This is a genomic window from Streptomyces sp. NPDC024698 (assembly GCF_055559015.1).
This window is the reverse complement of sequence record NZ_JBVHLK010000044.1, coordinates 1-18,849: the sequence shown is the minus strand read 5'-3', so window position 1 is coordinate 18,849 and position 18,849 is coordinate 1. Positions and strand designations below refer to the sequence as shown.

At 70.5% G+C, this 18,849-nt stretch carries 19 protein-coding genes; 9 read left to right on the top strand and 10 right to left on the bottom strand.

Annotation, left to right across the window (positions count from 1 at the left end; translation table 11 throughout):
* Window positions 1–117: 117 nt before the first annotated feature.
* A complete protein-coding gene (locus tag ACZ4AA_RS37825) occupies window positions 118–1,044 on the top strand; it encodes a DsbA family protein (protein WP_467613104.1) in 927 nt (308 codons plus the stop codon).
* Window positions 1,045–1,121: 77 nt separating this feature from the next.
* Here ACZ4AA_RS37825 and ACZ4AA_RS37820 read toward each other — a convergent pair whose 3' ends face one another.
* Complete coding sequence (locus tag ACZ4AA_RS37820; protein WP_467613101.1) at window positions 1,122–2,366, bottom strand: CynX/NimT family MFS transporter; 1,245 nt, start codon at window positions 2,364–2,366, stop codon at window positions 1,122–1,124.
* Between the two features lie 285 nt (window positions 2,367–2,651).
* On the opposite strand from ACZ4AA_RS37820, the gene ACZ4AA_RS37815 reads away from it, so the two are divergent.
* A complete protein-coding gene (locus ACZ4AA_RS37815) occupies window positions 2,652–3,572 on the top strand; it encodes an NADP-dependent oxidoreductase (protein ID WP_467613099.1) in 921 nt (306 codons plus the stop codon).
* Between the two features lie 65 nt (window positions 3,573–3,637).
* Here the strand turns inward: ACZ4AA_RS37815 and ACZ4AA_RS37810 are convergent, their stop codons facing one another.
* Window positions 3,638–4,084: an ATP-binding protein gene (locus tag ACZ4AA_RS37810; protein ID WP_467613096.1), complete on the bottom strand. Its 447-nt coding sequence runs from the start codon at window positions 4,082–4,084 to the stop codon at window positions 3,638–3,640.
* A 132-nt stretch (window positions 4,085–4,216) separates the two neighbouring features.
* Here ACZ4AA_RS37810 and ACZ4AA_RS37805 point away from each other — a divergent pair, with 132 nt between their 5' ends.
* The gene (locus ACZ4AA_RS37805) at window positions 4,217–5,092 is read left to right on the top strand and encodes a class I SAM-dependent methyltransferase (protein WP_467613094.1); all 876 of its coding nucleotides are present in this window, start codon (window positions 4,217–4,219) and stop codon (window positions 5,090–5,092) included.
* Here ACZ4AA_RS37805 and ACZ4AA_RS37800 read toward each other — a convergent pair.
* From ACZ4AA_RS37800 to ACZ4AA_RS37790, 3 genes are all read right to left on the bottom strand, one after another.
* Window positions 5,058–6,080 (bottom strand): threonine ammonia-lyase, encoded by a 1,023-nt coding sequence (locus tag ACZ4AA_RS37800; protein ID WP_467613091.1) that lies wholly within the window; start codon window positions 6,078–6,080, stop codon window positions 5,058–5,060. The genes ACZ4AA_RS37805 and ACZ4AA_RS37800 overlap by 35 nt on opposite strands.
* 112 nt (window positions 6,081–6,192) lie before the next feature.
* Window positions 6,193–7,197: an ornithine cyclodeaminase family protein gene (locus tag ACZ4AA_RS37795; RefSeq protein WP_467613088.1), complete on the bottom strand. Its 1,005-nt coding sequence runs from the start codon at window positions 7,195–7,197 to the stop codon at window positions 6,193–6,195.
* On the bottom strand, window positions 7,194–8,057 hold the full coding sequence (locus ACZ4AA_RS37790; RefSeq protein ID WP_467613084.1) for a PhzF family phenazine biosynthesis protein: 864 nt from the start codon (window positions 8,055–8,057) through the stop codon (window positions 7,194–7,196). Before ACZ4AA_RS37790 ends, ACZ4AA_RS37795 begins: the two co-directional genes overlap by 4 nt.
* A gap of 71 nt (window positions 8,058–8,128) precedes the next feature.
* Between ACZ4AA_RS37790 and ACZ4AA_RS37785 the strand changes: the two genes are divergently transcribed.
* From ACZ4AA_RS37785 to ACZ4AA_RS37770, 4 genes are all read left to right on the top strand, one after another.
* A complete protein-coding gene (locus ACZ4AA_RS37785; protein ID WP_467613081.1) occupies window positions 8,129–8,983 on the top strand; it encodes a LysR family transcriptional regulator in 855 nt (284 codons plus the stop codon).
* 137 nt (window positions 8,984–9,120) lie between these two features.
* Window positions 9,121–9,981 carry a hypothetical protein gene (locus tag ACZ4AA_RS37780; RefSeq protein WP_467613078.1) on the top strand — a complete coding sequence of 287 codons (861 nt, stop codon included), beginning with the start codon at window positions 9,121–9,123 and terminating at the stop codon, window positions 9,979–9,981.
* A 327-nt stretch (window positions 9,982–10,308) separates the two neighbouring features.
* Window positions 10,309–11,769, top strand: coding sequence for an MFS transporter (locus tag ACZ4AA_RS37775; protein ID WP_467613075.1), 1,461 nt, complete (start codon window positions 10,309–10,311; stop codon window positions 11,767–11,769).
* Between the two features lie 233 nt (window positions 11,770–12,002).
* Window positions 12,003–12,566 carry a GNAT family N-acetyltransferase gene (locus tag ACZ4AA_RS37770; RefSeq protein WP_467613071.1) on the top strand — a complete coding sequence of 188 codons (564 nt, stop codon included), beginning with the start codon at window positions 12,003–12,005 and terminating at the stop codon, window positions 12,564–12,566.
* Window positions 12,567–12,670: 104 nt separating this feature from the next.
* Here the strand turns inward: ACZ4AA_RS37770 and ACZ4AA_RS37765 are convergent, their stop codons facing one another.
* Window positions 12,671–13,252: a TetR/AcrR family transcriptional regulator gene (locus ACZ4AA_RS37765; RefSeq protein WP_467613068.1), complete on the bottom strand. Its 582-nt coding sequence runs from the start codon at window positions 13,250–13,252 to the stop codon at window positions 12,671–12,673.
* Between the two features lie 115 nt (window positions 13,253–13,367).
* Between ACZ4AA_RS37765 and ACZ4AA_RS37760 the strand changes: the two genes are divergently transcribed.
* Window positions 13,368–14,504, top strand: a complete 1,137-nt coding sequence (locus tag ACZ4AA_RS37760) for an FAD-dependent oxidoreductase (RefSeq protein WP_467613064.1) — start codon at window positions 13,368–13,370, stop codon at window positions 14,502–14,504.
* A 687-nt stretch (window positions 14,505–15,191) separates the two neighbouring features.
* Window positions 15,192–15,752: a hypothetical protein gene (locus ACZ4AA_RS37755; RefSeq protein WP_467613061.1), complete on the top strand. Its 561-nt coding sequence runs from the start codon at window positions 15,192–15,194 to the stop codon at window positions 15,750–15,752.
* Between the two features lie 34 nt (window positions 15,753–15,786).
* Here the strand turns inward: ACZ4AA_RS37755 and ACZ4AA_RS37750 are convergent, their stop codons facing one another.
* The 4 genes from ACZ4AA_RS37750 to ACZ4AA_RS37735 all read right to left on the bottom strand — a co-directional run bounded on the left by ACZ4AA_RS37750 (window position 15,787) and on the right by ACZ4AA_RS37735 (window position 18,621).
* Window positions 15,787–16,758, bottom strand: coding sequence for a tetratricopeptide repeat protein (locus tag ACZ4AA_RS37750; RefSeq protein ID WP_467613058.1), 972 nt, complete (start codon window positions 16,756–16,758; stop codon window positions 15,787–15,789).
* Window positions 16,745–17,992: an MFS transporter gene (locus tag ACZ4AA_RS37745; protein WP_467613055.1), complete on the bottom strand. Its 1,248-nt coding sequence runs from the start codon at window positions 17,990–17,992 to the stop codon at window positions 16,745–16,747. Before ACZ4AA_RS37745 ends, ACZ4AA_RS37750 begins: the two co-directional genes overlap by 14 nt.
* A gap of 65 nt (window positions 17,993–18,057) precedes the next feature.
* A complete protein-coding gene (locus ACZ4AA_RS37740; protein ID WP_467613052.1) occupies window positions 18,058–18,231 on the bottom strand; it encodes a hypothetical protein in 174 nt (57 codons plus the stop codon).
* Between the two features lie 237 nt (window positions 18,232–18,468).
* Window positions 18,469–18,621 (bottom strand): hypothetical protein, encoded by a 153-nt coding sequence (locus ACZ4AA_RS37735; RefSeq protein ID WP_467613049.1) that lies wholly within the window; start codon window positions 18,619–18,621, stop codon window positions 18,469–18,471.
* Between the last annotated feature and the right edge of the window lie 228 nt (window positions 18,622–18,849).

Below are 18,849 nucleotides of genomic sequence, written 5' to 3'. Positions count from 1 at the left end.
GGCCGCAGAACGGCAAAGGGGGGCGGGGCGGCGCGATACGGCCGGTACGACCCCGTACACCGCCACCCCGCCCCCACCCGCCCCGGCGATACGCCCGAACACACCTATGGAGACACCATGAGCCAGACAGACCAGTCCCTCGCCGGAGGCGTGTGCGACCTCGATTCGGGCGTCTGCGCCCTGCCCGGCGACAGCGCGGCCCTTCCCGCTGCGACCGCTGACCATCCCGCTCCCGAGATGGGCCTCACGCGCATCACCTATGTGACCGACCCCATCTGCTCGGCCTGCTGGATCCTCGAGCCCGCCTGGCGGTCACTCACGGAGCGCTACCGCGACCTCATCGAGGTCCACCACGTCTACGGAGGCCTCCTGCGCGGCTGGCAGGGCTTCCACGACGAGGGCAACGGCATCCGCCGCCCCCAGGACGTCGCCCACCACTGGGACGAGTTCGCGCAGATCTCCGGCCAGCCCATCGACTCCTCCGTCTGGTGGAACGACCCGATCGACTCCTCCTACCCGCCGAGCATCGCCATCGCCGCCGTCCGCCTGATCGCACCCGAAGCCGAAGAGGCCTACCTGCGCCGCATCCGCGAGGAACTCTTCCTCGACGGCCGCAACATCACCGCCCCCGAACTCCTCGAGGCACTCGTCGCGGAACTCGGCCTGGACCCCGCCGCCTACCGCCGACTGATCGAGAACGGCGAGGCTGCATCCGAGTTCGAACGCGACCTCGTCCGCACCCACGAACTCGGTGCCCGCGGCTTCCCCACCCTCATTCTCGAAGGCCCCGACGGCCGCGTCGTCCTGCACGGCTGGATCCAGCCGGACCGCCTGGAAGAAGCCTTCCTCACCGTCTCGGGCGCGCCCCGCCGCCCCGCCGTCTCCTCCATCACCGACGCACTCGACCGGCTCGGCACCGGAACCTCACTCGAATACGCCGCACTCACCGGCCACACCGTCACCGACGTGGAAGGACTCCTCACCCGGGCAGGCGCCACCTCCCGTCCCGTCGGCAAGGGCAAGGCCTGGTCACCCGAGCGGTAGAACCGGCCCTCCGCCATGGGCGATGTCGAGAGCGGTCGATGGTGATCCTCCGTCTCTGGCAGTACGTGCGCCGATGGTCAGCCGATCTGGCGGTCGCGGCCGGCGAGCCAGCCGGCCGCGAGCTGGGGAACCATCAGCAGTGCCATGAAGACCAGCGGGGCCCGCCAGCTGCCGCTGTGCTGGTAGAGCGCTCCGACGAGGATGGGGCCGGGGATCGACAGCAGATATCCGGCGCTCTGAGCGAACGCCGACAGGCGGATGACCGTGGCGCTGTCGCGGCCGCGCATGCCGATCATCGTGAGGGCGAGCGGGAACGAGCAGTTGGCGACGCCGAGGAGCACGGCCCACAGCAAGGGGGCTGCGGCCGGTGCGGCCCACAGCCCGGCGTATCCGATGATCCCGAACACCCCGATGGCGACGGCGACTCCGCTCTGGCTGTTCAGCCGTCCGGCGACGGCCGCGAGGACGAACGACAGCGGAACGCCGAGTACGGAGGTGACGGCGAACAGCAGCCCTGCGGTCTGGGCGGACAGACCGGCGTCGCGGAAGATCTGCGGGAGCCAGCCGATGACGACGTACGCGGCGGTGGCCTGGAGGCCGAAGTAGACGGTGAGGGACCAGGCGGTGCGGTCGTGGGTGAGGCGTGTCCCGGGCCGGGGCGCCGCGTCCGGTGTACCGGTGCCGGTGCGCGACACGGGCGCAACAGGGCGGCGGGCGAGGGCGATCCATGGAGGTACCGCGACAGCGGCGAGGGCGGCCCAGGCGCCCAGGCCGACCCGCCAGTCGCCGAACGCCTCGGCCAGGGGGACAGTGACGGCCGCCGCACTCGACGCGCCCAGGTTGAGGGCCATCGAGTACAGGCCCGTCATCATGCCGACCCGGTCCGCGAACCGCTGCTTGACGACGACGGGCAGCAGGACGTTGGCCACCGCGATCCCGGCGAGCGCGAGGGCGCTCAGAGCGACAAACAGGGCGGCGCCGCCCACCAGCACACGCAGCGCCAGACCGGCCGCGATCACGGCCATGCCGGCGGCGACGATCCCGTCGGTCCCGAACCGGCGCGCCAGCCGGGGTGCGCCGGAGCCGACCAGCGCGAAGCACGCGGCGGGCACCGAGGTCAGCACGCCCGCCGCGGTGGCACTCATTCCCAGGCTCGCACGGACCTCCTCGAGCACGGGACCGAGACTGGTGACCGCGGGCCGGAGGTTGACCGCGGCCATCAGCAGGGCGACGACGGCGACCCGACGCACCCGACGCGCGGACCGGGCCCGGCCCTCCTGCTCTTCCGCGCAGTGCGGGGGCGTGGATTCCTCGTTCGGCATGGGGCGATCCTAAAGATCAACTGGCAGGGGCGGACGGTGTCCAGGGAGCAGCTGATCCGTGTCGACACGGCCGCACAGCGCGCCGGTATCCGGCCCCCGGCGTCGGGGTACCGGCACGTCGAGCGAGGTGAATGCGCCTCGGGACCATCCTCGGAGCTCCCGCCCAAGGGGACGTGAGCAATTGGCGCTCAGGCAAGATCCGGCATGTCGCACAGGCGGTCGGCGACGTCTCGTGAGCACGCATTACTCACTCGCCCAAAGGCCGGAACCTGATATCGATAGATTATGCGCAAAGTGATCCAGAACAGACTCGGCGGCCCGGACGTCCTGGACGTCGTCGACGTGGAGATGCCGGAGCCGGGCCCCACAGAGGTGCTCGTCGAAGTGAAGGCCGCCGGGGTGAACCCTGTCGACTGGAAGATGCGTACCGCCGGGGGGCTGGGCGATCCGCCCTTCTCGGTCGGCTGGGACGTCTCGGGCGTGGTGGCGGCCGTGGGGCCGGGCGTGACCCGTTTCGGCGTGGGGGACCAGGTGTTCGGCATGCCTCGATTCCCCTCGGAAGCGGGGGCGTACGCGGATTACGTGACCGCTCCCTCGAGACACCTCGCGCTCAAGCCGTCCCGCCTGAGCCATGTCCAGGCCGCCGGACTGCCCCTCGCGGGTCTCACCGGCTGGCAGGCTCTTGTCACCGTGGCCCGGATCGCCGCCGGTCGGCGTGTACTCATTCCTGCCGCCGCCGGAGGTGTGGGACACCTGGCCGTCCAGATCGCCAAGTCCCGCGGCGCCTACGTGATCGGCACCGCGAGCGCGGCCAAGCACGACTTCGTCAGGGGACTCGGGGCGGACGAGGTCATCGACTATCGGATGGCGGATGTGGGTTCGCAGGTCGCGGACGTCGATGTCCTCCTCGCCACGGTCGCGGGGCAGATCCAGGAACTGGCGGGCACCTTGGTGCCCGAAGGCCGGATCGTGGCGCTCAACGGCGTCGATGCGGGGGCGGTCCAGTGGGCCGCGGAGAACGGCCTGCGGGCGGACTTCATGCTCGTCGAGCCCGACCGTGCCGATCTGGAGTCCCTGGCCTCCCTCGTCACGGACGGCCTGCTCGACGTCCACATCGACACCGTCCTTCCGCTGGAGCAGGTGGCCGATGCCCACCGCCTGGGCGAGCAGGGGCGAACGACGGGAAAGGTCGTTCTGTCCCTGTAGGCCGATGAAGGGATGATCTTCCGGCGGTGGCCGAGGCTCCCTCGGTGAAGCAGCCGGAGCCCGGATCAGGCTGCTGCCAGATCGGCCCAATGGTCGATGAGGTCCTCGGGGGTGCTGTGACTGCCACCGGTGTCCACCAGCGCGGAGATGATCGTGGCACCCCGACCGTGCTCGTCCTCGGGCCGCGTCGCGGCCCACGTGGTGGGATTGACCTGAGGGCCGCCGTCGCTGACGTGAACCTGGATGCGACGGGCAGCGTTCTCGGCGACCCGCAGGTGCAGGACCACCGGGGGCAACGCGTGGGTCACGGCGTTGGTGACCAGCTCGGAGACCACCACAAGCGTGTCGTAGATCCGGTCCTCGTCCACGCCGTGAGCAGCCAGCACGCGGCGGGCTTCCTTGCGGGCGACGGCCGGAGCGAGGAGCCCGTGCTCCAGCTCCAGGTCGACAACCCACTGAGCGGCCTCGACCGCGTCGTGCCGGCGGCTGCCGACGTTCGGAGTGGAGAACATGAGGATCACTACCTGGCGGAAGGGAGAGACGGAACAGTTGATGACCTGTCTCCCAGCACACCGCGAAGCACCGCTGAATACGTGAGCAGTCTGTGCTCAAAGGCCGACAAAGAGAGGAAAGGGAGGCTTTTCATGGCCGCCAAAGAGAGTTCCGACGGCGCCCACGTCCGCCAGAGCGGTGCGGCCGCCGCGGACGGGCTCGTGGCCAACCGGGCACTGTGGGACAACCTCGCCGAGTTCCACGGAACGAAGCCCGACGACCGGTCGTACGACGTGGAGTCCTTCCTCACCGGTGGGCAGACGCTGCGCGGGATCGAGCGAGAACTCGCGGGCGACGTGGCCGGCAAGGACCTCCTTCACCTCCAGTGCCACTTCGGAATGGACACCCTGAACTGGGCACGTCTGGGCGCACACGTGACGGGCGTGGACTTCTCGCCCAAGGCGATCGCGCGGGCGCGGGAGCTGGCGCGGCGTGCCGGTCTGACCGCGGAGTTCGTCGAAGCGGACTCCCAGCACCTGCCGGATGCCCTGGCGGACAGGTTCGACCTGGTCGTCGCGACCTACGGGGTCCTGTCCTGGATCGCGGACCTGGACGCGTGGATGGCCGGCGCGGCAGCGGCGCTGCGGCCCGGCGGACGGCTCGTCCTCGTGGACCTCCACCCCGTCCTCCAGACAGTGCTCACCTTCGACCCCTTCGTGGCCGACTGGCCCTACGGCGGTGGCGCGCCGCAGCACGACGCGATGACGGGCACGTACGCCCATGCGGATGCCCCGCTCGAGCCGCAGGCCTCGACGCAGTACCCGTACTCGGTCGGCGAGATCGTGACAGCGGCCGCCTCGGCGGGACTGGTCGTGGAACGGCTCGCCGAGCACACCGAAACCGAGACCGACGGGCGGCACATCCTGCCCCAGGGGCCGGACGGCCTGTACCGCTTCCCTTTCAGCGACACCTACCTGCCCGTCCTGTACTCGCTCAGCGCGGCGCTCCCCGCTCCCACGGTCCACTAGGGCGAGATCGGCCGTACCGGGCGAGCAGACGGGACAGGAGATCCGTGTCGACGTTGCCGCCGCTGACGACGGCGACGTGCAGCTTGCCGGGAGGCAGGTCGCCGGGGTGGTGGAGGTAGGCCGCGGCCGTGACGGCGCCCGAGGGCTCCGCGACGACACGGCTCTCGCGTGCCAGGACGGCGACGGTCTCCCTGATCTCGCTCTCCGAGACCGTGACGATGTCGTCGACGTACTCCTGGATGTGCGCGAACGGGATCACCCCCACCGAACTGCTGCGCATGCCGTCCGCGAGGGTGCGGCCCGTGAGCGTCGTGGGCCAGGCCACCCGCTGTCCGGTGCGCAGGCTTTCCCGCGCGTCGGCGGCCGTCTCGGGCTCCACACCGATGACCCGCACCGCGGGCAGCAGACGCTTGAGTGCCGTGGCGACCCCGGAGATCAGTCCTCCGCCGCTCACGGGGACGAGGACGGTGTCCGGCGTCAGGCCCATCTCCGAGGTCTGCTCGAAGATCTCCAGACCGACGGTGCCCTGCCCGGCGATCACACCGAGATCGTCGAACGGCGGCACCACGACGGAGCCGGACTCCTCGGCGAGCGCCCGCACGGTCGTGGCCAGATCGGAGGCCGGAACACGGCGTACGCTCGCACCGTGCCGGCGGATGGCGTCCACCTTCACCGGCGCCGCGGTGTCCGGTACGACCACGGTGACCTGAACGTCCAGGAGCCGGCCCGCGTAGGCCAGGGCCTTGCCGTGGTTGCCGCTCGACTGCGCCACCACTCCCCGCTCGCGCTCCGCTGAGGACAGCGACACCAGCCGGTTGTAGGCGCCGCGGAGTTTGAAGGACCCGGTCACCTGGAGATTCTCGGGCTTCAGCAGGAGCGTGCGGGCCCCGTCACCCGCCGACGGACCGGGCAGCAAAGGAGTGCGCAGGGCGACACCGTCCAGGCGTCGTGCGGCGGCACGGACGTCATCGAGGTCCAGCAGTGTCATGACGGCTTCCTCTCGCGGTGGACTGTGCCTGGCGGCCATCGTCTGCCGCGGGAGACCCGCCGGGATGAGCAATCGCTGCTCGCGTACCGACGGCGCCGGTCATCCCCTGCGACTACCGAGGAACCTCCCGCGCGTGTGCGGGAGCTGCTGCACCGGGGGTGTGAGGCCTGCCCAGCCGGTCGAGGGCGACCTCGGCGGTCGCCAGGTCCTGGACGCCCAGACCGACGAGTTCGCAGAGGGTGATCTCCTTGTCCCCCTCACGTCCGGGTGCGGTGCCCGCGAGGACCTCGCCGAGCTCCGCGTGGTGTCGGCGGTCCCGCTCCGGGAGCCGTGACAAGTCGCCGTGTGTCGCGGTGAGTTCGCGGCTGTCGACGACGATCCGGTCCGCCCGCGTCAGGGCCTCGGGGCTCAGTTCCGCCTTCGTCGGATCGTCGGCGCCCACGGCGTTGATGTGGATGCCGGGCCTCAACCATGCCGCGTGGACCAGGGGTTCGGTGCTGGAGGTCGTCGTCACCAGGACGTCGGCGCCCTCGCACGCGGCCCGCGGACCGTCCACGGCGACGACCCGCAGATCGGGGCGTCGGACATGCAGTGCTCGGGCGAGGGCCTTCACCCGGGACTCGCGCCGGCCCCACACGCGTACGGTGCGCAGCGGGAGTTCGTCGGCGATGGCGAGGGTCTGGAGGTAGGCCTGGGTGCCGCTGCCGACGACACCGAGGACGTGGCAGTCGCGTCGTGCCATGGTCCGGGCGGCGAGAGCACCGGCCGCGGCCGTCCGTACGTCGGAGAGGTGGTGCTCGTCCTCCAGCAGCGCCCGGATGTCTCCCGTCGAGGCGTCGAACACGGCGATGACCCCGCTCCCGGCGGTTCCGCCACGGCGGGCGCGCTCCAGGAACCAGGAGGCGACCTTGACGGTGAAGATCTGGCGTCCCGGCAGCCAGGCCGACTTCACGTGCACGTCGCCCTCACGGCCGGCCGGTGCGAACACCGCGGCGGGGGAGTCGCCGAGCCCGCGGCTGTAGTCGCGCAGTGCGGCGGCGACCGGCTCCAGGACGTCGGGGTAGCCGACCGCGGCGCGGATCTCGTCCGGGCCGAAGTACGCGGGCCCGCCCGTCATCGCGGGAGCCCTTCGAGGCGCCCGTGCGCGACGACGGCGACCTCTCCGCCGACCCGTACCGACGTGATGTGCTCCGTCTCGCCGTGGGCGCTGATCGTCATCTCGCTGGGACGGCCGCAGTACTGCCCCTGACGCAGCGTGCGCGGTTCGCCGTCCTCCAGGCGTCCGTGCCGGCGCAGGTAGGCGGCCACGCATCCGGCGGCACTGCCGGTGGCCACGTCCTCGACGACGCCGTCGTTGTTCCAGTGCCGTCCCTCCAGGCCGTCGGCGTCCAGGAGATAGGCGAACTGCGCGCCGAACGCGGCCAGTCGGCGCCCGATGTCGGAGGTGATCCGGGCCCGTGCCAGCGTTCCGGGACGTACGGGCACGATCAGGTACCGCAGTCCCGTCGAGACGATCTCGGGCCGCAGTTCCGTGTGGAGGTCCGCCTCGTCCAGGGAGAACCAGGAGGCCACGTCGTCCGGCTCGGGCCGGCCGAGGAACTGCGGGGCGCCCTGGTCGAGGACGCTCGCGTACCGGGAGCGGCCGCGGCGTTTCGTGACCACCTCCACCGTCCGGGCCTTCAGCTCCAGCGACCAGGTCCGGTCGGTGTCGCCGCCCGCCAGGGCGTGCAGGACACTTGCCGCCCCGATGACCGGATGACCGGCGAAATCCAGCTCCTCGGCGAGGTCGAAGACCCGGGCGCGCCACGCGTCGTCCCGGCCGTCCTTCCGTTCCAGGAAGATGGATTCGAAGTGCCGCATTTCCTCGGTGATCCGCTGCATCTGGGATCCGCTCAGGCCTTCCGCACCGGGAAATACGGTAAGGCTGTTCCCGCTGAATGGTGTTCCGCTGAAGACGTCGACATGAAAGTAGTGCATACAACGACGCTACCGAGGGGCCGAAAGGAACGGAACCCTCGCCATGAACAGAGGGGGCATAGCATGTCGTTATGGCCCCCGATCTCGAAACCGCACTGCTGCGTGCTTTTGTGAGCTCCGTACGGTCCGGAAGCATCAGCCGTGCCGCCGCGGCCCTGGGCCACAGCCAGCCCGCGCTCAGCAGCCAGCTGCGCAGGCTCGAGCGTGCCGTGGGCCGAAGGCTGTTGGACCGCGGCACGACGGGGGTGTCGCTGACCAAGGCCGGAGAGGTGTTCCTGCCCTACGCCGAGCGCATCCTGTCCCTTTCGGCCCAGGCTGTCGCGGCGGCGGGCCCGGACGTGGCGGGACACTGCGGCCTCGGGCTGATGGAGGACTTCGTCACGCCGTCCCTGGTCGAAGCGCTGGGCGACTTCAGCGTCCTGCATCCGGACGCGACACTGGAACTGATCACCGGCCCCGGTCCGATGATGGAGCAGGCCCTCGCCGACGGACGCATCCAACTGGCGCTGTGCGACCCGTTCCACCTGGCCGAGACGCCCCGCTGGACGGCCCGCTTTCCCCTGACCTGGTCCGCGGCCCCCGAACTCGACAGGGACCAGGACCCGCTGCCGCTGGTCCTGTTCTCCCAGCCGTGCCGCTGGCGGGCACCGGTCCTCGACGCCCTGGAGAGCGCGGGACGCCGGTGGCGGATCGTCTTCGAGAGCACCGCCATGGGCGGGGTGCAGGCCGCTGTACGGGCAGGCCTCGGCGCCACCGCACTGCTCCCCGCGAACGTGGAGCCGGGCACCGCGGTCGAGGGACTTCCCGCGCTGCCCGACGTCGAGGTCGCCCTCGTCCGCTCCGCGGGCCGGGACGGCGACCCGCTCCTCCAAGCGGTGGAGGACCTGCTGCGCGGCCTGACCCGTCCCGTCCTGTCCCGGGTTTAGGCAGTAATTGCTCACGTCCGCCCGGCAGCCTCACGTTTCAATGAATTCCGCCCGGCCGCGAGCAGCGGAAAAGACGCTCCGCGCCGGGCAATTCACGTCGCGTCCGGTAAAAGGCGAGAAAGAGTGGTCCCGTGCAAATGAAGAGGCTGACAGTTCCGCTGCTCACGGCATCGGCAGCACTCGTACTGACGGTCATGCCGACCACGGCGCAGGCGGCCGGGACGGAGGACGGCGCCGCGCTGGTGGCGGCCGAGAACGAGATCATCGACGAACTCGCCCCGCTGGGCTGGCCGGGCCAGGACTCGGAGAACTTCTACCCCGGAGCGGCCGGCCACGCCGACGCCGATGCCGCGTCCGTGGTCTGGGGCACCCGTGGGGACGCGCGCTCCTACCAGGTCGAGGCCAAGTGCGCCCAGTTCCTCACCGCCTCGATCAAGCACGCCTACACCTGGGCCACGGACTCCTGGTTCACCAACGGCATCGGCTTTCGCAGCCCCTCCTCCGAGCAGTACTACGACGCCTTCACGGACACGGCCGCCGGCGGCGCGCTGGAGGACATGAGCGACCACATCACCCGTCCTTCCGCGCAACGGGTCCAGGACCTCCACGCGGGCTCCGTCATCGCGGTGAAGTACCTGGACGGATCGGAGGGCGGAGCGACCGGCCACATGATGATGGTGGAGTCGGTGACGCCGTTCGAGCGCGACGGTGACCGCACCACACAGGAGTACGCCGTCACCGTGGCCGACAGCACGTCCAACCCACACGGCGTGGCACTCTCCTCCAAGACCTCGCCCCACTGGGCGTTCCGTGACACCCGTGTCGAGGGCTCTCCGGGACTCACCACGAAGGAGTGGAGCGGCGCCGGCCGCGGCACCGTCTTCATCCAGGCGGACGCGGCCACCGGCAAGCCGACCGGCTACTGGTGGGGCCGCAACGAGGCCGCGTTCAACACGGTGGCCAACCGGCCGATGGTCTTCGTGGACATCACCCGCTGACACCGCCTACGCCGAACGTCAGCCCGTCAGTTCCGCCGGCGCACGCCGACGTGACTCAAACAGCAAGGTCAGACCCTGGACGGTAATATTCCTCCTGGACTGATCAGCCCGAAATGCGTCTTCGGTTCCGCCGGAAGACGTCCGGTGCACCGCCGTCACCACCGACAGGCCGCACGTCGCCGGCACCCGTCAGTCCGACCCGAGGAGTGTCCCTCGATGAACGCAGGAGACCTGGCATCAGGTCGGTCCGACGGGCCGGTGCGCCCGGTCCGCCACGGCGCGGTTCTGGTCGTGACGTGCCTCGCCCTGGCAACGGTCGTCTCGGCCATGGCATCACTGAATGTGGCGATCCCGGACATCGCCCGGGAGACGCACGCCAGCCAGACCCAGTTGGCCTGGATCATCGACGCCTACAGTCTTGTCTTCGCCTCCCTCCTGCTCCTCGCGGCAACGCTCGGCGACCGCTTCGGGCGACGCAAAGCACTCCTGGGGGGGCTCGCACTCTTCGCGGCGGGCTCGGTGGCCGCGACCTTCTCCTCGGAGCCAGGGGTTCTGATCGCTCTGCGCGCCCTGCTCGGTGTGGCGGCCGCCTTCGTCATGCCGGCCACACTGTCCACGATCACCAGCACCTTCCCCCGTGAGCAAAGGGCACGGGCGGTCAGCGTCTGGGCCGCGGTCGCGGGAGCCAGCGCGGTCCTGGGACTGCTGGCCTCAGGGGTCGTTCTCGAAGTGTGGTCCTGGCGGTCGGTCTTCTGGCTGAACGTCGTGCTGGCGGTCGTGGCCGTCATCGGCACATACGTCTTCGTACCCGAGTCCGCCGAGCCCGAGAAGCAGCGCGTCGACGTGGTCGGAGCGGCACTCACGGTCGCGGGGCTGGGCATACTGGTCTACTCGGTCATCCAGGCACCCGAGTACGGGTGGGGGAGTACCCGCACGCTGGCAGGTATCGCCCTGGGCCTCATCGTCCTTGCCGGCTTCGTCGCCTGGGAACTGCGCCACCCCCACCCGCTGCTCGACCCGCGGCTCTTTCGCAACAGGCCCTTCGCCGCAGGCACGTTGTCCATCACGCTGCAGTTCTTCGCCTTCTTCGGCTTCATCTTCGTCGTGATGCAATACCTCCAGCTCGTTCGCGGCGACAGCGCGCTCATCGCCGCGGTGAGCGTGCTGCCCATGTCCGCCGCCATGATCCCCAGCGCCCGGCTGGCCCCGAGGCTGGCTTCCGACTTCGGCGCCCGCCGCCCCTGGATCGTGGGCCTGATCGCCGTCGCGGCCGGTCTGGTCGTGCTGGCCGAACTCGACACCGACAGCTCCTACTGGCTGCTCCTGGCAGGACTGATTCCCCTGGGCGCCGGCATGGGCCTGGCGATGACACCCGCCACCGCGGCCATCACCGACGCCCTTCCCTCCCGTCTGCAAAATGTGGGCTCCGCGGTGAACGACCTGTCCCGTGAGCTGGGCGGGGCTCTGGGCATCGCCGTTCTCAGCAGTGCGCTGAACGCCGGATACCGCGACAGCCTCGACCTCGGGGGACTCCCCGCCCCGATCGCGGAGGCGGCCCGCTCTTCCCTCGCCGCAGCCAACATCGTGGGGACCAGGACGAACAACGCCGCTCTGATCGAGCAGGCCAATGATGCCTTCGCGTCCGGTCTCCACCTCGCGCTCCTCACCGGGGCCGGGGCCGCGGCCCTGAGCGCCGTCGCCGTCGCCCTGCTCCTGCGGCGCCGCCGCGGCTCCGGGGACGTCCACACGGACGCCGACGCCACACTCGGAGTGTCTGAACGAGGATGAACGGGATCGCACCCTCGCGGCCTCGACTCCACCGCCCTTCTGGCGAGGCGGGCTTGAAGCATGGGCCCCGGCGGCGCCGAACCCGGTGAAGGCCGGGCAGATCGCGGCCGCGGTGGAGACGGCCTCCGTGGGCGGTCGCGGGCGGACGAGCAGCCGATACTCAGGCGCGCTCGGTCGCCGGCAGCCATCCTTGCCGGTGACATGAAGACCTTCGACTCGAAAGAACGGCCGTGATGCGTTCGTACAGCAGCCTCGCGGCACACAGGGAACGGCGAGCCGGACGCGCCTTCGAGAGCGGCGTCTTCCTCGGCGAGCTGGACGTGACAGACACACGCACGGCAGTCGCGGTGCACCGGATCGGCCGACGCTCGTATGCCACAGAGGCCGAACTGATCGGCTTCGACGGCATACCCGCCCTCACCGAGACCCTGGAGGAGATGCAGGCGCACCCGCTGCGCTGGCTCGGGGCGGTCACGCGTGAAGGCCGGATCGCGGCTTTTGCGGCCTGGCGGCGCCTGGCCGGGGAAGACGGCATCGACATCGACCGCGTGTGCGTCGACCCGGACTGGTTCCGCCGCGGCCTGGCACGGAAGCTGCTCGGCCACCTTCTGGCCGAGCAGGCCCCCTGCGGCAAGGTGCTGGTCAGCACAGGCGCGGACAACCGGCCGGCCGTCTCCCTCTGCGCGAAGCTCGGATTCACCCGTGTCGGCACCGTCCGGCGGGCGCCCGGCCTGCTCCTGGCCGAGTTCCGGCTCACGCGGGAGCCCGCCGACCTGCCACGCCCGCAGGCCGCTTGAGGCCTATCCCTCCTGAGCCTGATCCCCTACGGGCACCGCCGTGGTGTCTTGAGTGGAGGGACGCCGGAGCCGGCGGCTGTACGGATGATCGCCCTGTCCGGCCATCACGCCTGCTTCAGGGTCGCCTGGATGGCCGGGGCGAGGGTGGTGACGATCTGCTCGGGGGAGAGGCGGGCGACGGCGGGGATGCGCAGGAGGTAGCGGGTCAGGGCGAGGCCGAGGAGCTGGGCCGAGACCAGCCCGGCCCGCGCGGCCTGGTCGGGCCCCGCGGATTCGGCGAGCACCGGCGCGACCTGGGTCGCGAAGATCGCGTGCATCCGCCCGGCGGCGTGGTCGTTGGTGACGGCTGAGCGCAGGAGGAGCAGCAGGGCGTCGCCGGCCTCGTCGTGCTCCCAGCGGTCGAGGAAGTGCCGGACCAGCGCTTCGGCGCGGTCGTGCGCCGGTACGGCGGACAGGTCGGGGAGGTCCAGGTCGATGTCGAGCGCGGCGTCGAAGAGCTGGGCCTTGTTGCCGTAGTAGCGCATGACCATCGACGGGTCGATGTCGGCGTCGGCCGCGACGGCGCGGATGGTGGTGCGTTCGAAGCCGTGAGCGGCGAAGCGGCGGCGGGCGGCGTCCAGGATCACCGCCCGGGTGCGGTCGGAGCGCCGGGCGCCCGGGGTGCTGGTGTCGATGTCCTGCGTCATGCCCACAACTGTAGGCCAACGTCTGTTGACTCTCCAGCGTTGTTGCGTGCACTCTGTCAACAAGCGTTTGCCAACAAGTGTTGGCAACCCGATGCGTGTCACTCGGAGGCCCGCCGTGAACAACCCCGCCCCCGCACTGCCCGCCCGCACCGAGGTCGCGATCGTCGGCGCCGGCCCCACGGGCCTCGCGCTCGCGGCGACCCTGGCACTCGCCGGCATCGACTTCGTCCTGCTGGACCAGCAGGACGAAGGAGCCAACACCTCACGCGCCGCGGTGGTGCACGCCCGGACCCTCGAGGTCCTCGACGAACTCGGCGCCTCCGACGAGCTGATCGGCCGAGGAGTGAAGCTCACCCGCTTCGCCGTCCGGGACGGAGCCCGCCGGCTGCTCACCGTCCCCTTCGACCAGCTCCCCACCCCCCACCCCTACACACTCATGGTCCCGCAGTACGAGACCGAGGCGGTCCTGCTCGCCCGGCTGCGCGCCCTGGGCGGCGACGTCCACCGGCCCCACCAGGTCACCTCCGTCGTCCAGGACCAGGAAGGGGTGACCCTCACCACCAGCACCGGACAGACCCTGCGCGCCTCCTACGCGGTCGGCGCGGACGGCATGCACAGCACCGTGCGCGAAGCCTCCGGCATCGGCTTCACCGGAAGCGCCTACGCCGAGTCGTTCGTCCTCGCCGACGTCGTCATGGACTGGACCCCGGGCCCGGCCGAGGTCTCCCTGACCTTCGGGGCCGCGGGCCTCCTGGTGGTCGCCCCGCTGCCCGGCGGCCACTACCGCGTCGTCGCCACCACCGACCAGGCACCCGAACAGCCCGACCTCGCCTTCGTCCAGCGGCTCCTGGACCAGCGCACCCCCGGCCAGGCCGCCGTCACCGACATCGCCTGGTCCTCCCGCTTCCGCGTCCACCACCGCGTCGCCGACCACTACCGCGCCCAGCGGCTCTTCCTCGCCGGAGACGCGGCCCACGTCCACAGCCCCGCCGGCGGCCAGGGCATGAACACCGGCATCCAGGACGGCCACGCCCTCGGCACCGCCTTCGCCGCCGGCACCCTCGACGGCTACGAAGCCCGCCGGCGCCCGGTCGCCGAACGCGTCGTCGCCTTCACCGACCGCATGACCCGCATCGCCACCACACGCAACCCCGCCGCACGCACCCTGCGCAACACCGCCATGCGCCTCATGGGCCACACCCCCCTCCCCGCCAAGCTCGCCACCGAACTCGCCGAGCTCAACTACCGATAGACGGGGACCCGCCTGTCTCGCAACGGTGCGCGGAAACGGCAAGGTGGAGTACCCATTGCTCACCCGCACCGCACCGAACAGATGTCTCCTGGAAGGGCAGTGAAATCAGCCCTCCGGGACGCGGCTGCTCCGCGTCAAGGCCGACGGCATCCGACGGCACCGCCCATCGGCCGTCTTCCGGGGGAGCGGGCGTCGAATGACCAAGAGGGAAAGCCATGCACAAGCCCCTGACGGCAGCAGGCCTCACCGCGGCGGTAGCCGGCGTACTCCTCGCGGTCCCCGTCGTATCGATCACCGCGGCACGGCCGGAGACCCCGGCACCCGCGGGCAACAGTGCTTCGACCACCCGTACGAAGCATGAGACCGGTCGACCCGTCGACGTCGGCCCCCCGATCGAAGACACGGGCAGCGGGCACAACCCCCTCACCGGCCCTCACGACGGGCCCCGGCCGCATCGGTGGCCGGCGCTCGTAGCCGACCGACCCGACCGGTACGCCGATCCCACCGAGATCGACCGCATTCCGCCGGTCACCCCCAGGTGAGAACCCGAGGCCGTCGAGACGACCTCTCGGCGACCGGGGGAGAGGGCCGGCCCCCGGACGGCCCTCCTCCAGCGGGCTGCCCCGGCCACATCAAGCAGGAGACCAGTCGTCAGGTCCTCCCCGGAGCCGAAGAGCGCCACACGAAATGACAACTCCCTCGAACCCCCTGTCCGCCAGCGCACTCAGATGCCGCGCCGCCGCCACCGGCACACGGTGCCAGGCAGCGGAAGCCGCCCCCAGCCAACTGTGGTGGACGGCCCGCCAAGCAACCGAGACACCCGACCGCAAACCGGCCCAGACCGACGATCTGCGCAGATGGGCCGGCATCCTCATCGACGGTCTCCTGACCTTCCACGAGGACGTGAAAGAATTCCAAGGGTGGCAGGCCCGCCTGTGGCAGACGCAGATGGCAGGCTCTGTCCAGCAGCACCTACGACCCATCTCGGGCGGCCTTCCAGCACACCGATGGCTGGTGCACGCCCGGCACCGGACCCAGGTCCATCCCGGCTCCGCCGTGGACAGAGAGCTCTACCTGCTCTGGGTCCCGCACCTCGTGGAAGCCGTACGCGACCTCGTCGGCCGAACCGCCGCGGCAGCCGCACACGCCGCAGGCTCCGACGGCGGAACCGGCATCTCATCCCACCTCATGCACGCCCGGCACGGCCTTCTGCACGCCTGCCAGTACCTGAACGGAACCACCAGGTAGACGACTGGCCCAACGGCCCGAATCATCCGCGACCTCAACCACTGCGGACAGCAAGCCGGTTGAGTGCTCCTCGGGCCGTGTTCAGAGTGGGGTGCGTCGCGTGGACCCTGCGATGCAGAAGCTCGACGACACGCGCGTACAGCGCCCGTGAACGGCTGAGGTCGCCCTGGGCCTCATTGACTGCCGCCAGGTTCACCAGAGTCGGTGCCAGGTCGGGATGGTCCGTGCCCAGCAGTTGCTCCTTGAGGCTCAGGGCATCGGTGTAGGACGAGCCGGCCGTGCCGAGTTCGCCGCGGCGGTGCTGGATGGCAGCGAGATTGTGCAGGGTCACGGCCACGTCGTAGCTGTCGGGGCCGAAGACATCCTGAAACACGACGAGTGCCTGGCGCAGACGCTGCTCGGCCTCCTCAAGACGCCCGCACCCTTCCAGCAGAGCGGCCCAGGCCGCCGCGTCGAGGGCCGTCAGAACGTGGTCCGGCCCGTGGAGCCGAGTACGGATCCGCACCGAGCGGGCGGCCCACGGCTCCCCGCCCCGCGCGTCACCGCGCGCATGGGCGAGCCCTCCCAGGTTGTGGCACATCATGGCCACAGTGCCGTGTTCCGGCCCGAACACTTCTTCGTAGATCTCCAGCGCCCGCAGGTAGCGCCTCTCGGCGGCCTCGAAGTCCCCGGTGTATTTGCCCAGGACTCCCCACTCGTTGCACAGCCACGCCACGGTGAGTGACGAAGGACCGGTGGCATGCTCTGCCGAGGCGAGGGTCAGCGACAGCAGCCGCTCGGCGTTCCGGTACTTGCCCTGCATGCGCCATGCGGCAGCCAGCATGCCGCGTACCTCGAAGTCCTGCACATCAAGGAGCCCGGTTCGCGTTGCACGCGCCGAGTGCCCGGTTCTCGCGAGCGCCTCCCGCAACAGCTTCTCCGCTTCCTGCGCCAGGCCCGCCTCCAACGCGCGCTCGGCCTGGGTGATGACCCTCTGCAACGCCGGAACACGTTCATGACCGTTCATCTGTAGACCCCTTGGGAAGAATGCGGACAAGGCCCAGCGCGACCAGCGCGCTCGCGCCCAGAACAGCGGCCGAGACGGCGAAGAACAGGCGTACGGAGCCGGCCCCCAGCAGCGATCCGGCGGCGCCGGCGCCGATCGCGAAGCCCCCCGTCCACGCCAGCGTGTGGGCTCCGTTGTAGCGTCCGGCCAGCCCAGGGGGAGCCAGGTCGTTGACGAGCGCGGCGACGACCGGCATGTAGGCGACCTCCCCGAGGGCGAACACCACGGCCGCCACCAGCAGGCTGCCGGTACCCGGAGCTGGGTCCATGGCGACGATCACCCAGGCTCCGGCCATGAGGAGGGCTCCCCCCGCGAGAACGACCGGTCGGGGAAACCGGGCCAGAAGACGTTGGGCGGGTACCTGGGCAAGCGCGACGACGAGCATGTTCGCGGTGAACACCCACCCGAGGCCATCGACATCACCGGTCAGCACCGACAGCGCCGGCAGCCCGATCTGAAGCTGAGCGAACCCGGCCGCGACCACCAGCAGCACGAAGGCGAACACACCACGCATGGCCGGGTCGCGGGCAACTGCCGTGTAGCCCTTGCCCGAAGACCCGAGACCGTCCCCGGCCCGAGGGCCATCGGCCGCGCCGTGGGCCGCGGCCACGTCTGAACTGTTCCCACGGCGCCGGGCCACCCTGCTCACCAGCACGGCCAGCACGACGAACGAGGCCGCGTCGAGCACGTACACCCAGCGCAGTCCTGAACCGACTCCGAAGAGGCCGAGCGCGGCGGCCGCGCCGGCGACACCGAGCATCGCTCCAGTGGTCACGACCGTGTTGCGCCAGGAGAACGCCTTCTCCCGAGCGCTTTCGGGCACCGACCGGGCCAGCAACGCGTCCAGTGCGGGGACGAGCGCTGCTCCCGCGCCCGTACCGACGACGGCCGCCACCACCACGGGCAGCACGACGCTCCCGTGTACACCGCCCATGACAGCCGCGGCGACAGCAGCGGCTGCGGCCGTCCCTACGACGGTACGGATCGCCCCGTACCGGTCACTGAGGGCGCCTCCCGCCACGGCCCCGGCGACGGCGGCCAGCGCGCGGACCACGAGAACCGCTCCGACCTGACCGCCGGACAAGCCGCAGAGATCGTGGAGGTAGACGACCAGATAGGGGAATGTCGCCCCGGAACCGACGCTGGAGAGGAACTCCCCGAAAAGCACCACCAGGGCGATGGGCGGAAAACCCAAGGCCGACACCCTGATCCCGAGCGGAGTCCCTCCCTCAACCTGCGTTCCGAGGCTGCCCATTCCTGTTACTCGCCGGCCTCGTCGTGCGGGGCGTGGTGCAGCACGATCTCGTTGTGATTGCCGCCGATCGCTCCGGCACGACGCGGCACAGCCGCCTCGGCACCCTTCGGCGCCGGCCCGGAAGCACGCGCGCTGCTCTCGACGACGATCTCGTTGTGGTTGAACGACCCGGTCTTCATGAGAAGACTCCTTTCGGTATCCGCCGATTTGCGGAGACTCCGACGCTAGGCCGCCGTCCCCGCCGTCCGGCTGAGCAAGCGGTGCTCAACCCAGCAATCAGGCGGTCCCGCTGCAACAGCGGAACCGCCTGTTCCTTGGCCTCCTCCAGGACCTCGAAGCCTGGCGGGGCAAGGGGGTGCTGCGGTCGGATGCAGGTGGGAAGCACCGGCCGGGGCACCCCTTCCGCGCGAGCAGAATCAGCCGACGACCACGATCTCGTTGTGGTTCATGGATCCAGCGGCGACGCTCGGATCGGCGTTCGTGGCGTCGTTGTCGGTCACGACGATCTCGTTGTGGTTGTAGCTGCCCGTCTTGGCGTAGACGACTCCGGCTTCGGCAGTGTCCGTCACGGCTGCTCCTATGTCTGTTCGGTGCATTGCCCGCTTGTGTGCGGTTGTTCGGATACCTGGAACGTATGTGGGGGCCGGCTGCCTGGAGTGAGTACTCGGTACTCGGATCCGAGGGGGCGTGATGTCTGGCCCAAGGGCGACCTGACCGCCGGCCGGCTCCGGCCGGCGGGTCCTGGAACCCGCCGACCGGAGTTGCCCGTGGTGCCGGCCGCTCGGCCGGGGCGACTG

Bases quoted from the DNA above. Each gene is read 5' to 3' on its own strand.
- ACZ4AA_RS37795 (WP_467613088.1), bottom strand. From the start codon at position 7,197: ATGACGGGCGGGCCCGCGTACTTCGGCCCGGACGAGATCCGCGCCGCG.
- ACZ4AA_RS37805 (WP_467613094.1), top strand. From the start codon at position 4,217: ATGGCCGCCAAAGAGAGTTCCGACGGCGCCCACGTCCGCCAGAGCGGT.
- ACZ4AA_RS37820 (WP_467613101.1), bottom strand. From the start codon at position 2,366: ATGCCGAACGAGGAATCCACGCCCCCGCACTGCGCGGAAGAGCAGGAG.
- ACZ4AA_RS37785 (WP_467613081.1), top strand. From the start codon at position 8,129: ATGGCCCCCGATCTCGAAACCGCACTGCTGCGTGCTTTTGTGAGCTCC.
- ACZ4AA_RS37790 (WP_467613084.1), bottom strand. From the start codon at position 8,057: ATGCACTACTTTCATGTCGACGTCTTCAGCGGAACACCATTCAGCGGG.
- ACZ4AA_RS37740 (WP_467613052.1), bottom strand. From the start codon at position 18,231: ATGAAGACCGGGTCGTTCAACCACAACGAGATCGTCGTCGAGAGCAGC.
- ACZ4AA_RS37750 (WP_467613058.1), bottom strand. From the start codon at position 16,758: ATGAACGGTCATGAACGTGTTCCGGCGTTGCAGAGGGTCATCACCCAG.
- ACZ4AA_RS37800 (WP_467613091.1), bottom strand. From the start codon at position 6,080: ATGACACTGCTGGACCTCGATGACGTCCGTGCCGCCGCACGACGCCTG.
- ACZ4AA_RS37825 (WP_467613104.1), top strand. From the start codon at position 118: ATGAGCCAGACAGACCAGTCCCTCGCCGGAGGCGTGTGCGACCTCGAT.
- ACZ4AA_RS37765 (WP_467613068.1), bottom strand. From the start codon at position 13,252: ATGACGCAGGACATCGACACCAGCACCCCGGGCGCCCGGCGCTCCGAC.
- ACZ4AA_RS37780 (WP_467613078.1), top strand. From the start codon at position 9,121: ATGAAGAGGCTGACAGTTCCGCTGCTCACGGCATCGGCAGCACTCGTA.
- ACZ4AA_RS37755 (WP_467613061.1), top strand. From the start codon at position 15,192: ATGACAACTCCCTCGAACCCCCTGTCCGCCAGCGCACTCAGATGCCGC.
- ACZ4AA_RS37815 (WP_467613099.1), top strand. From the start codon at position 2,652: ATGCGCAAAGTGATCCAGAACAGACTCGGCGGCCCGGACGTCCTGGAC.
- ACZ4AA_RS37775 (WP_467613075.1), top strand. From the start codon at position 10,309: ATGGCATCACTGAATGTGGCGATCCCGGACATCGCCCGGGAGACGCAC.
- ACZ4AA_RS37810 (WP_467613096.1), bottom strand. From the start codon at position 4,084: ATGTTCTCCACTCCGAACGTCGGCAGCCGCCGGCACGACGCGGTCGAG.
- ACZ4AA_RS37770 (WP_467613071.1), top strand. From the start codon at position 12,003: ATGCGTTCGTACAGCAGCCTCGCGGCACACAGGGAACGGCGAGCCGGA.